Consider the following 12,895-nt stretch of genomic DNA (forward strand, 5'->3'; position numbering starts at 1 on the left):
GGGGCGCTGATGGATTTAATTATTTTATAAAATTAGATTTTCTTCAAAAAAAAATTATATTTGAAATTCGCTAAGTTTAAATTTATACCAATTTTAAAAAATGACCAACAGTACTTTCAGTTTAAAAAATCCTAGAATAGAAGTTGTTGATGCCTTGAGAGGTTTCGCTATTATGTCAATAATGTTACTTCATAATGTAGAACATTTTGAATATTATCATTTGCCGGAATCCTTTCCGGATTGGCTTGTAGCTCTTGATAAAATAGTTTGGGATAGTTTGTTTTTTCTTTTTGGAGGAAAATCGTATGCTATTTTTGCCCTTCTTTTTGGATTTAGTTTTTACATTCAAAATGATAATCAAGTAAAGAAAGGAAATGATTTCAGGGTCCGATTTTTTTGGAGAATGATGCTATTGTTAGTTTTTGGTATGATTAACACTGCTTTTTACCAAGGGGATATTCTAACTTTATATGCCTTTTTGGGACTTATATTAATTCCGGTGGTGAACTGGAGCAACAAAGCTGTTTTTATAACTGCGGTTATTTTGATGTTACAACCTTTGGAATGGGCAAGATGCATCTATTATGCTTTAAATCCGGATTATGTGGCTCCGCCAAATTTATCTAATGCTTATTATGAAAGTATAGGGAATTTTATGAAAAACGGTTCTTTTATGGATTATGTAATTGGGAATTTGACATTAGGAAAAATTGCTTCATTATTGTGGTCTTGGGAAAACGGACGATTTTTTCAAGCTCCAGCTTTATTTATGTTAGGAATGTTGCTGGGCAGAAAACAAATGTTTACCACAACGGTTGAAAATATCCAGTTTTGGAAAAAGGTTTTGCGTTATGCTATTGTTTTATTTGTTCCCTTGTATTTATTAAAAACATATATTGCAACGCTTGTAACGAGAGTAACGATGTCTAATAAACTGTCGGTTATTTTTTCTTCTTGGTCAAATTTTGCCTTTATGTGTGTTATTGTTTCGGTTTTTGTACTCTTGTATCAAAAAGAATCAGTTGTGGGAACCCTTGCTAAGTTGATTCCATTTGGAAAAATGAGTTTGACCAATTATATCATGCAATCTATGATTGGTTCGTTTATATATTACCGTTACGGACTGGGACTTTTTGAATATACCGGCGCAACATATTGCTTGTTAATAGGTATTGTTTTGTTTTTTATCCAATTGTCTTTTTGTACGTGGTGGCTTAAAACCCATAAACAAGGGCCATTAGAATATATTTGGCACAAAGCAACTTGGATTTCTTTTGGTAAATAATAAATAATAGTTCTATTCTGAATTATTAATAAATCATTAAATCGGAATTTGTATATTTGCTCAACCAAACAAAATCGTATTATGAATCAAAAAGTATTGCTCACTTCTAAGGAAGTCAATATCATTCTGCACCGTTTGGCTTGTCAGTTAATTGAAAAACATCTAGATTTTTCGGATACGATATTAATAGGGATTCAGCCAAGAGGAACTTTTTTAGCAGAGCGTTTAAAAGATTTGTTAGAAAAGGAATATCAGGTGCCTAATATAGCTTTAGGGTATTTGGATATTACTTTTTTCAGGGATGATTTTCGTAGAACTAACAAGCCTTTAGAAGCAAATAAAACCCAGATTAACTTTTTAGTTGAGAATAAGAAAGTCATTTTTATTGATGATGTTTTATATACAGGACGCAGTATTCGTTCAGCTTTAACGGCAATACAATCTTTTGGAAGACCTTCCGGGATTGAACTTTTAACCTTAATAGACCGTCGATTTAGCCGTGATTTGCCTATTCAACCAGATTACAGAGGGCGTCAGGTAGATGCAATTAATGGCGAAAAAGTAAAGGTATGCTGGAAAGAACAAGACGGTGAAGATGGTGTTTTTTTAATCAATAATAATCAATAAAAATAGAAATGAGCGAACTAAGCGTAAATCATTTATTAGGAATAAAATATATCAACAATAAAGATATTGACCTTATTTTTGAAACAGCCGATCATTTTAAAGAAGTTATCAATAGACCCATAAAAAAAGTCCCATCCCTACGGGATATTACCATTGCCAATATTTTTTTTGAAAACAGTACCCGAACAAAACTTTCTTTTGAGTTAGCACAAAAAAGGTTATCAGCAGATGTTATCAGTTTTTCAGCGGCTCAGTCTTCTGTGAAAAAAGGAGAAACACTTATAGATACTGTCAATAATATCCTTTCGATGAAAGTTGATATGGTCGTAATGCGCCATTCAAATCCCGGAGCTGCTTACTTTTTGTCAAAAAATGTAAAAGCAAGTATCGTAAATGCAGGCGATGGAGCGCATGAACATCCTACACAAGCTTTATTGGACAGTTATTCAATTAGAGAAAAATTAGGTGATGTGGCGGGTAAAAAAGTGGTTATTGTTGGTGATATTCTGCATTCAAGAGTGGCTTTGTCTAATATTTATGCCTTACAAATGCAAGGTGCAGAAGTTAAGGTTTGTGGTCCTAATACATTAATTCCAAGGTATATTGAATCGCTCGGTGTTACAGTTGAACCTAATTTAAGAAAAGCGCTTGAATGGTGTGATGTGGCTAATATGTTGCGTGTGCAAAACGAAAGAATGGATGTGAATTTTTTCCCTTCTACCAGAGAATATGCTCAACAATATGGAGTAGATAAAAACCTTTTGGATTCCCTTAATAAAGAAATTGTAATTATGCACCCAGGCCCCATTAATCGTGGAGTTGAAATTACCAGTGATGTTGCAGATTCACAACAATCTGTAATTTTAAATCAAGTAGAAAATGGTGTTGCGATACGAATGGCAGTTATCTATCTTTTGGCTTCAAAAATTCAGTAGTTTGAGAGAAAGGTGGTAACTTAGCTTATCCGTAAATTAGAAATCTAAAAAAGATGAAAGTAGATCAAAAAGGCCACACGATTACAATTAAAGACACACAAGGTGATCTTTCTTCTTTTTTGACGAAAGTCACCAGCCAATTTAAAACATTCGAAAGCCATAATATAATTATAGATTTGTTGCATTATAATAACTTGTCTATTGACCAGATTAAGTTGTTTTTGCCATTATCTAAACAGCATAAAAAAAATAAAAAATCATTTATTATTGTTGCTTCCGATTTTGATTACAATGCAGTTCCTGCTAAATTAATTGTTGTTCCTTCAGTATTAGAAGCCCACGATATTATTGATATGGAAGAGATTGAAAGAGACTTGGGATTTTAAACCTAAATACATGGATTTTTACAAGAACTCAAAAAGACTAAACATTTTCCGAATCATAGTACTTGTTGGTTTTTTAATTTTATTGGGTGTTAATTTGTTTAGCGTATTTGTAAATAAATCAACTAATTATTGGGGAATAGCGGCAAATTTATTGATGGCTGTTTCAATGATTTTACAAATAAGACAATCCAAAAAAGAAAAGAATATTGATGCTATATAATTCAGTTTTAAATAAAAATTGGAATAAATTATAGAAAGTGTTCAATTTTAAGTCTATGCTAACTTTAAATTTAAACTAAAAATTGAAACTAACCATACTTGGTTGCTACGCAGCAACGCCGCGAACTTTTACAAATCCTACTTCCCAGTTATTAGAAATAAAAAATCGACTTTTTCTGATTGATTGCGGAGAAGGGACTCAAGTACAATTGCGCAAAAACAAAATCCGGTTTTCAAAAATCAATCATGTTTTTATTTCGCATTTACATGGAGACCATTTTTTTGGACTAATTGGTCTGATATCTACTTTTACATTGCTTAACAGAGTCACTGATTTGCATATTTATGGTCCAAAAGGAATAAAAGAAATTTGTCTGTTACAATTGCGTTTGTCAAATTCCTGGACAAATTACGGATTGTTTTTTCATGAATTAGAATCAAACGAAAGTGAAGTAATTTTTGAAGATGAAAAGGTTTTTGTGAAAACCATACCGTTAAAACATCGTATTTATACCAATGGTTTTTTGTTTCAGGAAAAGATAGGCGAGCGGAAACTCAATTTAGATGCTGTTCAAAATTATGAAATCGATTCCTGTTATTATCAAAAAATAAAAAACGGGAAAGACATTATTTTAGATGATGGAAGAGTTATTGAAAACGAAAAATTGACTTTTGATCCGCTTCCAGCAAAGAATTATGCCTTCTGTTCTGATACAGTGTATAATGAATCAATACTTCCTATTATAGCAAATGCAGATGTTTTATATCATGAATCTACATTTTTGCAATCTGAAGAGCGTTTAGCAGAAAGAACCTTGCATTCTACGGCGCAAGATGCTGCTAGAATTGCTTTTAAAGCAAATGTAAAACAGCTTATTTTAGGTCATTATTCTACTCGATATGACTCTGTAGAACTTTTTAAAGAAGAAGCTTTACAAGTGTTTCCAAATGTACTTCTGGCTGATGACGGTGTGTCGTTTGAGTTATAATTAAAAAAATCGGTGATAACCGTTATAAAAATAGTATAAAATGAAAGATTTAAGTAATTACAGGAAATCGTACGAAAAGAGCGAATTGTTAGAATCTAATATTCCGGAAGATCCTATTAACCTTTTTAACAGATGGTTTCATGAAGTCGAAGATTTTGGGGGTAATGAGGAAGTAAATGCTATGACGGTTTCAACGATTGGTTTAGATGGGTTTCCTAAATCAAGAGTGGTTTTGTTGAAAAAATTTAATGAAGAAGGTTTTATTTTTTATACCAATTACAATTCAGAAAAAGGAAAGGCCATTGAGTTGAATCCAAAGGTTTGTCTCTCTTTCTTTTGGCCTAGTATGGAGCGTCAGGTGATTATAAAAGGAATAGCTAATAGAACTCCGGAAAATATATCTGATGGTTATTTTGATTCGAGACCCGATGGAAGTAAACTGGGCGCAATAGTTTCTAATCAAAGTGAAGTTGTTCCTTCCAGAGCGTATTTAGAAGAAAATTTAAAACAATTAGAAGCTGATTATGAAGGTATAGTAATTCCCAGACCTAAACATTGGGGAGGTTTTTTAGTAACTCCTTTAGAAGTAGAATTTTGGCAAGGCAGACCAAATCGATTGCATGACAGAATTCGATTTATTGCTCAAGAAGATTATTCTTGGAAGACAGATAGACTTTCTCCATAAAGTAAGAAAAAAGAATATTTTTTAAATAAATAAATGTATTTTGTCGATATTGTTTGTTTTTTAGCGGTATTTTTAAGTTTTAAATCAAATAAAGAATTTAAAAAGCAAATATTTTACCGAATATTTTTTAATATAAAATAGGAATAACTTTTATAAGATGATTATTACTTTAGTAATTAAAGTTATAATCATCTTTTTTTTTAATAATTTTTTTTCTCTTAAAATTGAATTGTAATCCTTCTTAAGCCCATTTAATACTATTGTTTTTATAGAACATTTTTTAATATTGATATTTTCCTTTTTTTACAGCATTATAATTTCTTTAAGTTTTATGATTTTTTAGTGCTATGTAATTTCTTTTTTTTTGACTAATTCATAATTTGCGTTTTAAATATTTTTATTTTATGTAGTATATGTACTATGAAAAATAACAAAATATGTATTTCATCGATTATCTTGTGTGTTTTAGCGATGTTTTTTGTAAATTTGAGTAATAATTCAAAGCAGTTATTCACTTAAAGTTACACAATTTAAATTACCATTGCCATGAAATCAACAATTATCCGTTCGTTAATGCTTATAGCAATTATGTTCACAATGAATTCTTGTTCTCCTGATTCTGCTGATTCATCAGACGTAAGTTCAACTATAGCTTCTACATCTACTCTTGTAAAATATTCATATAGTGCATCTGAATTAGAAACTTTAAATTTAATCAACACTTACAGGGTTAGTATCGGATTAAACGCTTTGGAAAAAAATGATTATGTTTCTTTTAAATCTGAAGAACATGATAATTACATGATAACAAACAATATAGTTAGCCACAATGATTTTGTAGCTCGTTCTGAAGATATTATGAAAAAAGTTGGAGCAAAATCAGTTTCTGAAAACATTGCATTCAATTACAATTCTCCTCAAGGTGCAGTTGATGCTTGGTTAAAAAGCCCATCTCACAGAGAAAACATAGAAGGTAATTTTACTCACTTTGGAATTGCAATAAGAGAAAATCCTGCTACTGGTAAAAAATATTACACTAATATATTTATTAAAATATAAATTTAAATTCTTTATTTTAAACTAAAAAACTACCTTTTTGGCGGTTTTTTTTTATTTGTAATCTATTTATATTATATCAATAAATTGATGCAATGACAAAAGTAAAATGCCTTTTTAAGGACTTTTATAATGTGTCTTTCTCACTAATTAATATTCTTGTAGTAAGATTTATTTCAAACAAAAAAGCTACCTTTTTTAGAGACAGCTTTTTGAATTTTAAGATTAAAGTATTTATAAGGCAGTGATAATAAATTCACTTCTCCTGTTTAGTTGATGTTCTTCTTCGGTACATTTTACCCCGTCTGAACATTTATTTATCAACTGTGTTTCACCATAACCTTTACCGGTTAATCTACTGGAATCGATGCCGTTTTTGATTAACCATTGTACAGTAGATTTTGCCCTTCTTTCAGATAATGCTTCATTATATTTGAATGTTTGTCGGCTATCAGTATGTGAACGAATATCTAATTTCATTGTTGGATTTTGGTTTAATACATCTAATATTTTTTCTAAATCTAATGCAGCCTCAGTTCGAATGAATGATTTGTCTAAATCAAAATAAATCATTTTTATACCAAAACATTTACCTAAATCATCACCAATCGCTACTTTACAAGTTGCTTTTTCAAGCGCAATAGGTAAAGTTGTTTTTCCGTTTGATACTGCTATTGTGATTTTTTGTTCTTTGGTAGTGTACTCTTGTTTTTCAGCTCTTATATTGTATGTTTTACCACATTCAACCTCAAAAGAATAGTAGCCATTTCCGTCTGTAATAATAGTACTAATACTATTGAATTGATTATCAAACAAAGAAACTTTTGTTCCGGGAAGTATTTCAGATGTTTCTAAATCAGTTACAATTCCGGATAATTCTTGCAAGCAAATTAGTTTTCGGGTCTCTAAAAATTTATAAATATCATCAGATCCTTGTCCGCCATCTCGGTTAGAAGTAAAGAAACCTTTTCTGGATTTAGTGTCAATTAAATAAGCAAAATCATCTTTGGGAGAGTTTATGTCAGAACCCACATTTTGGACTTCTCCAAAAGTTCCGTCTGAATTTATTTTGGACATAAATACATCTAATCCTCCAAGTCCTGGATGTCCGTCTGAGGCAAAATAAATTTCATTCTCATCAGTTATATTAGGAAAAGTTTCTTTTCCTTCGGTATTGATTGTATTGCCTAAATTTTCAGGTGTTCCAAAGCTTCCTTCTTCATTTATTTTTACTTTAAACAAATCAGATTGTCCCAAAGTTCCTGGCATATCCGATGCGAAATATAGTGTTTTTTCATCCGGACTTAGTGCAGGATGTCCTGTACTATAATTATTGCTGTTGAATGGTAATTCAGTAATATTTGTCCATTTATTTTCTGCTAAAGTGGCCTTGTATATCTTTATTAAAGTAATTTTATTTTCATTTTTTCCCTTTTTACCATCGAGATAGTTGTTTCTGGTGAAATACATTGTTTTTCCATCTTTTGTAAAAGTAGGAGTGGACTCATGAAATTTTGAATTTACAGTTGCGTCAAATTTAGTAATCGTCCCAGGAGTAATCTCTTCCCCTAAATCCGAAGTGTATAGATTGGTGAAATATTGACCAGTCCATTTGTGTTTGCGTTGACCAAGACTTCCGGTATCTCTCGCTGATGCAAAAACTAGTTGGTTTGAGTTTATTGCGCTTCCGTAATCTGAATATTTAGAGTTAATTCCCGCATCTTCAATCTTATATCTGCCAGAATTAGCTTTTATTACTTCTAAATAATTGCTGTCTTTTTTGAAAAGTTTTGCTCTGGTTTCGTTACCAGATTTTTGACTGAATTTTTCCAGCATTTCATTCGCTTGGTTTTCTTTCCCTATTGCTTTTAGTGATTGTGCGTAGCGATAATAATATTCAGGTTCCAAATCCGGAGTTAAGGCATACAATTCACCATACCATTTTGCTGCTTTTTCAAAATCAGAATTGAAGTAGTAGGCATTTCCAAGTTTTTGAAACATATCGGCAGATTTGTATCCTTTTTCAGCGACTCTTTCATAGGTTTTTATAGCATCTACATAAGCATAGCTGTCATATTTCTTATCGCCAGAAATGATTTTAGCTTTCTGTGAATACCCGTTGAATGAAAAAACACTTACTATTGTGATGTAAAGGAGTATATAATTTTTCATAATAATTATTTTTAGAAGAATCTTGGAGTTGTAATTTTACCGTTGTTTTTAAATATTTCATAACGCAAGAATATTTCATGTGAACCAGAATTGTAATTTTCTAAGTTTGTTGTTTCTTGGTCATACCCGTATCCTATATACATGCCATCTGAAACCTGAAATCCAACCATAGCGCTCATTGCTGCACTCCATCGATAAGCTACTCCAATAACAAATTTTTCGTTGATCATAAAGTTTCCTGAAACATCTATTTGAAGTGGTGCGCCTTCGGTCATTTTTGATAGAAATGCAGGTTTAAATTTAATTGAATCGGTAAAATCAAAAACGTATCCAGCGATTAAGTAGTAATTGATTTTTTCTTTGAAAATAGCTACTTCATTATCATCATATCTATTTGTTTCAATAAAATTTGGAATTGAAAGTCCCACATACGCTTTGTCAGAATGTAAATATACACCGGCACCAATATTTGGGGAAAATGTATTGTAATTTTGTAAAGACGGATCACCTGCTTGGGCGGGAGTCAATCTTGATTCATCTAAATCAAATAAATTAGCGGTTGCTTTGACTCCAAATGAAAGTTTATAAGTTTCTGAAGTGGGCACAGTATAAGAAAAATCAGCTGAAATTGTATTTTCGTGAGTAGGGCCAATTTTATCATTTATTAAAGAAATTCCTAACCCTAAGTTACTCGAATTTAAAGGAGTATTCATCGATACAGTATTTGTAACAGGAGCTCCTTCTAATCCAACCCATTGGGTACGATGCAATGCAAACATACTTAATGCACCTCTTGAACCTGCATATGCTGGATTTATATTAATTGTGTTGTACATATATTGAGTAAATTGAGCATCTTGTTGTGCAAAACTTACAAAGGTTGTAAACATCAAAACGATAGAAAATATTTTTGTTTTCATAGTAGCTGCTTATTATTTTAGTTGGCTATCAAATTTATTCTTTAAAAAAATACTTAAGTTCATCAGAAGAAATAGTAATAGAGTTTATTTTAAATTTGGGTTTTCATAATCTTACCTATTTAGAACCTGAGGACTTTGTATCGCCCTCAGGAATTAAATTATTTACTTAGGTATAAATACCCGTCTTTTTTATTAGTTACAATGTTGTTATTACCATCAATAGAAGTGTAATTCAAGATGTAAAAATAGGTTCCTGTTGGAAGTCCTGATGATTGACTTATAGTTGTTCTGCCACTAGAAGTACCATCAAAATAATTGGTTTCATTATTATAATTTTTTGTTTCAAAAACTAAAACGCCCCAACGGTTGTAAATCTCAACTGTATTCTCAGGATAACATATTACATCATCAATATTATCAATTACAAATTTCTGATTGAAAGCGTCACCGTTTGGAGAGAAAGCATTATGAACAAATATCGATTCACAAGGTAATACTATACAATCATCATTTATGGCAATATTTAATACAATACTTCTAGGACAAGTTTCATCATTTATTTTATATTCAAATGATACCGAACCTAAAGGCAGTCCAAAAGGAGAAAGTATACTTCCTTGTAGAGCATTAGTCGTATTAGTGTCGATCCAAGTTCCGTTAGTAGGAGTACCTTGAGGTAGTAAGTTCAATAAGTCTAATGTTGATGTATCTGCGTTACAAGAAGAACTATTGATAATCGTTTGAATAGCTCGTGTACCCGTTACCTCCCAAGTACAAGAAACGGTATTGAAAGTCGCCGTTTCGTAGCAAGCCAAAGCAGGTTGTTCCGGTTTAGTACCCGTTACTTCCCAAGCACAAGAAACGGTATTGAAATTCGCTGTTTCGTAGCAAGCTAAAGCAGGTTGGTCCGGTTTAGTACCCGTTACTTCCCAAGCACAAGAAACGGTATTGAACGTGGCCGTTTCATAGCAAGCAGTTATAGGTTGTTCCGGTTTAGTACCCGTTACTTCCCAAGCACAAGAAACGGTATTGAACGACGCCGTTTCGTAGCAAGCAGTTATAGGTTGTTCTGGTTTAGTTCCTGTTACCTCCCAAGCACAAGAAACGGTATTGAACGTGGCTGTTTCGTAGCAAGCTAAAGCAGGTTGGTCCGGTTTAGTACCCGTTAGCTCCCAAGCACAAGAAACGGTATTGAACGTCGCCGTTTCGTAGCAAGCTAAAGCAGGTTGGTCCGGTTTAGTACCCGTTACCTCCCAAGCACAAGAAACGGTATTGAAAGTCGCCGTTTCGTAGCAAGCAGTTATAGGTTGTTCCGGTTTAGTACCCGTTACTTCCCAAGCACAAGAAACGGTATTGAAAGTCGCCGTTTCGTAGCAAGCTACAGCAGGTTGTTCCGGTTTAGTACCCGTTACCTCCCAAGCACAAGAAACGGTATTGAAAGTCGCTGTTTCGTAGCAAGCCACAGCAGGTTGCTCCGGTTTAGTACCGGTTACCTCCCAAGCACAAGAAACGGTATTGAACGACGCCGTTTCGTAGCAAGCAGTTATAGGTTGTTCTGGTTTAGTACCGGTTACCTCCCAAGCACAAGAAACGGTATTGAACGTCGCCGTTTCGTAGCAAGCAGTTATAGGTTGCTCCGGTTTGGTACCCGTTATCTCCCAAGCACAAGAAACGGTATTGAAATTCGCCGTTTCGTAGCAAGCAGTTATAGGTTGTTCTGGTTTAGTTCCTGTTACCTCCCAAGTACAAGAAACGGTATTGAACGTCGCCGTTTCGTAGCAAGCAGTTATAGGTTGCTCCGGTTTGGTACCTGTTACCTCCCAAGCACAAGAAACGGTATTGAAAGTCGCCGTTTCGTAGCAAGCAAAAGCAGGTTGCTCCGGTTTAGTACCGGTTACCTCCCAAGCACAAGAAACGGTATTGAACGTGGCCGTTTCATAGCAAGCAGTTATAGGTTGTTCCGGTTTAGTACCCGTTACTTCCCAAGCACAAGAAACGGTATTGAAATTCGCTGTTTCGTAGCAAGCTAAAGCAGGTTGGTCCGGTTTAGTACCCGTTACTTCCCAAGCACAAGAAACGGTATTGAAAGTTGCTATTTCGTAGCAAGCCACAGCAGGTTGCTCCGGTTTAGTACCCGTTACTTCCCAAGCACAAGAAACGGTATTGAAATTCGCCGTTTCATAGCAAGCCAAAGTAGGTTGCTCCGGTTTAGTACCCGTTACTTCCCAAGCACAAGAAACGGTATTGAAATTCGCTGTTTCGTAGCAAGCCAAAGTAGGTTGCTCCGGTTTAGTACCCGTTACCTCCCAAGCACAAGAAACGGTATTGAACGTCGCCGTTTCGTAGCAAGCTAAAGCAGGTTGTTCCGGTTTAGTACCCGTTACTTCCCAAGCACAAGAAACGGTATTGAACGTCGCCGTTTCGTAGCAAGCCACAGCAGGTTGTTTCGGTTTAGTACCCGTTACTTCCCAAGCACAAGAAACGGTATTGAACGACGCCGTTTCGTAGCAAGCAGTTATAGGTTGTTCTGGTTTAGTTCCTGTTACCTCCCAAGCACAAGAAACGGTATTGAAAGTCGCCGTTTCGTAGCAAGCAAAAGCAGGTTGCTCCGGTTTAGTACCGGTTACCTCCCAAGCACAAGAAACGGTATTGAACGTGGCCGTTTCATAGCAAGCAGTTATAGGTTGGTCCGGTTTAGTACCCGTTACCTCCCAAGCACAAGAAACGGTATTGAAATTCGCTGTTTCGTAGCAAGCCAAAGTAGGTTGGTCCGGTTTAGTACCCGTTACTTCCCAAGCACAAGAAACGGTATTGAAATTCGCTGTTTCGTAGCAAGCCAAAGTAGGTTGCTCCGGTTTAGTACCCGTTACCTCCCAAGCACAAGAAACGGTATTGAACGTCGCCGTTTCGTAGCAAGCCAAAGTAGGTTGCTCCGGTTTAGTACCCGTTACTTCCCAAGCACAAGAAACGGTATTGAAAGTCGCCGTTTCGTAGCAAGCCACAGCAGGTTGCTCCGGTTTAGTACCCGTTACTTCCCAAGCACAAGAAACGGTATTGAAATTCGCCGTTTCATAGCAAGCCAAAGTAGGTTGCTCCGGTTTAGTACCAGTTAGCTCCCAAGCACAAGAAACGGTATTGAAAGTCGCCGTTTCGTAGCAAGCTACAGCAGGTTGTTCTGGTTCAGTGCCGGTTACCTCCCAAGCACAAGAAACGGTATTGAAAGCCGCTGTTTCATAGCAAGCAATTATAGGTTGTTCTGGTTTAGTTCCTGTTACCTCCCAAGCACAAGAAACGGTATTGAAAGTCGCTGTTTCATAACAAGCAGTTACAGGTTGTTCCGGTTTAGTCCCCGTTACTTCCCAAGCACAAGAAACGGTATTGAAAGTCGCCGTTTCGTAGCAAGCCAAAGTAGGTTGCTCCGGTTTAGTTCCTGTTACCTCCCAAGCACAAGAAACGGTATTGAAAGTCGCCGTTTCGAAGCAAGCCAAAGTAGGTTGCTCCGGTTTAGTACCTGTTACCTCCCAAGCACAAGAAACGGTATTGAACGTCGCTGTTTCGTAGCAAGCAGTTATAGGTTGCTCCGGTTTAGTACCCGTTACTTCCCAAGCACAAGAAACGGTA

At 34.8% G+C, this 12,895-nt stretch carries 11 protein-coding genes; 8 read left to right on the top strand and 3 right to left on the bottom strand.

Annotated features, from left to right (window positions below):
• The first annotated feature begins 100 nt into the window (after nucleotides 1–100).
• The 8 genes from O6P34_RS10610 to O6P34_RS10645 all read left to right on the top strand — a co-directional run bounded on the left by O6P34_RS10610 (nucleotide 101) and on the right by O6P34_RS10645 (nucleotide 6,185).
• Entirely contained in the window at nucleotides 101–1,285 is a 1,185-nt protein-coding gene (locus O6P34_RS10610; protein WP_269684480.1) for a DUF418 domain-containing protein, read from the top strand.
• An 81-nt stretch (nucleotides 1,286–1,366) separates the two neighbouring features.
• Nucleotides 1,367–1,912: a bifunctional pyr operon transcriptional regulator/uracil phosphoribosyltransferase PyrR gene (gene pyrR, locus O6P34_RS10615; RefSeq protein WP_269684481.1), complete on the top strand. Its 546-nt coding sequence runs from the start codon at nucleotides 1,367–1,369 to the stop codon at nucleotides 1,910–1,912.
• Between the two features lie 8 nt (nucleotides 1,913–1,920).
• Nucleotides 1,921–2,847, top strand: coding sequence for an aspartate carbamoyltransferase catalytic subunit (locus O6P34_RS10620; RefSeq protein WP_269684482.1), 927 nt, complete (start codon nucleotides 1,921–1,923; stop codon nucleotides 2,845–2,847).
• 53 nt (nucleotides 2,848–2,900) lie between these two features.
• Nucleotides 2,901–3,233 carry a ribonuclease Z gene (locus O6P34_RS10625; protein WP_269684483.1) on the top strand — a complete coding sequence of 111 codons (333 nt, stop codon included), beginning with the start codon at nucleotides 2,901–2,903 and terminating at the stop codon, nucleotides 3,231–3,233.
• Between the two features lie 10 nt (nucleotides 3,234–3,243).
• On the top strand, nucleotides 3,244–3,453 hold the full coding sequence (locus O6P34_RS10630; protein WP_269684484.1) for a hypothetical protein: 210 nt from the start codon (nucleotides 3,244–3,246) through the stop codon (nucleotides 3,451–3,453).
• An 82-nt stretch (nucleotides 3,454–3,535) separates the two neighbouring features.
• Nucleotides 3,536–4,441, top strand: coding sequence for a ribonuclease Z (locus O6P34_RS10635; RefSeq protein ID WP_269684485.1), 906 nt, complete (start codon nucleotides 3,536–3,538; stop codon nucleotides 4,439–4,441).
• Between the two features lie 40 nt (nucleotides 4,442–4,481).
• On the top strand, nucleotides 4,482–5,126 hold the full coding sequence (gene pdxH / locus O6P34_RS10640; protein ID WP_269684486.1) for a pyridoxamine 5'-phosphate oxidase: 645 nt from the start codon (nucleotides 4,482–4,484) through the stop codon (nucleotides 5,124–5,126).
• Between the two features lie 546 nt (nucleotides 5,127–5,672).
• On the top strand, nucleotides 5,673–6,185 hold the full coding sequence (locus tag O6P34_RS10645) for a CAP domain-containing protein (protein ID WP_269684487.1): 513 nt from the start codon (nucleotides 5,673–5,675) through the stop codon (nucleotides 6,183–6,185).
• 231 nt (nucleotides 6,186–6,416) lie between these two features.
• On the opposite strand, the gene O6P34_RS10650 is transcribed toward O6P34_RS10645, so the two are convergent.
• From O6P34_RS10650 to O6P34_RS10660, 3 genes are all read right to left on the bottom strand, one after another.
• Nucleotides 6,417–8,354 carry an OmpA family protein gene (locus O6P34_RS10650; protein WP_269684488.1) on the bottom strand — a complete coding sequence of 646 codons (1,938 nt, stop codon included), beginning with the start codon at nucleotides 8,352–8,354 and terminating at the stop codon, nucleotides 6,417–6,419.
• Between the two features lie 11 nt (nucleotides 8,355–8,365).
• Nucleotides 8,366–9,274: a PorP/SprF family type IX secretion system membrane protein gene (locus O6P34_RS10655; protein WP_269684489.1), complete on the bottom strand. Its 909-nt coding sequence runs from the start codon at nucleotides 9,272–9,274 to the stop codon at nucleotides 8,366–8,368.
• Between the two features lie 158 nt (nucleotides 9,275–9,432).
• On the bottom strand, nucleotides 9,433–12,762 hold the full coding sequence (locus tag O6P34_RS10660) for a T9SS type B sorting domain-containing protein (protein ID WP_269684490.1): 3,330 nt from the start codon (nucleotides 12,760–12,762) through the stop codon (nucleotides 9,433–9,435).
• Between the last annotated feature and the right edge of the window lie 133 nt (nucleotides 12,763–12,895).

This window comes from Flavobacterium lacustre (genome assembly GCF_027474525.2).
GTDB classification, from domain to species: domain Bacteria; phylum Bacteroidota; class Bacteroidia; order Flavobacteriales; family Flavobacteriaceae; genus Flavobacterium; species Flavobacterium lacustre.

What these genes read in the sequence shown, in the direction of transcription:
- O6P34_RS10610 (WP_269684480.1), top strand. Translation starts at nt 101, where the DNA reads ATGACCAACAGTACTTTCAGTTTAAAAAATCCTAGAATAGAAGTTGTT.
- pyrR (WP_269684481.1), top strand. Translation starts at nt 1,367, where the DNA reads ATGAATCAAAAAGTATTGCTCACTTCTAAGGAAGTCAATATCATTCTG.
- O6P34_RS10620 (WP_269684482.1), top strand. Translation starts at nt 1,921, where the DNA reads ATGAGCGAACTAAGCGTAAATCATTTATTAGGAATAAAATATATCAAC.
- O6P34_RS10625 (WP_269684483.1), top strand. Translation starts at nt 2,901, where the DNA reads ATGAAAGTAGATCAAAAAGGCCACACGATTACAATTAAAGACACACAA.
- O6P34_RS10630 (WP_269684484.1), top strand. Translation starts at nt 3,244, where the DNA reads ATGGATTTTTACAAGAACTCAAAAAGACTAAACATTTTCCGAATCATA.
- pdxH (WP_269684486.1), top strand. Translation starts at nt 4,482, where the DNA reads ATGAAAGATTTAAGTAATTACAGGAAATCGTACGAAAAGAGCGAATTG.
- O6P34_RS10645 (WP_269684487.1), top strand. Translation starts at nt 5,673, where the DNA reads ATGAAATCAACAATTATCCGTTCGTTAATGCTTATAGCAATTATGTTC.
- O6P34_RS10650 (WP_269684488.1), bottom strand. Translation starts at nt 8,354, where the DNA reads ATGAAAAATTATATACTCCTTTACATCACAATAGTAAGTGTTTTTTCA.
- O6P34_RS10655 (WP_269684489.1), bottom strand. Translation starts at nt 9,274, where the DNA reads ATGAAAACAAAAATATTTTCTATCGTTTTGATGTTTACAACCTTTGTA.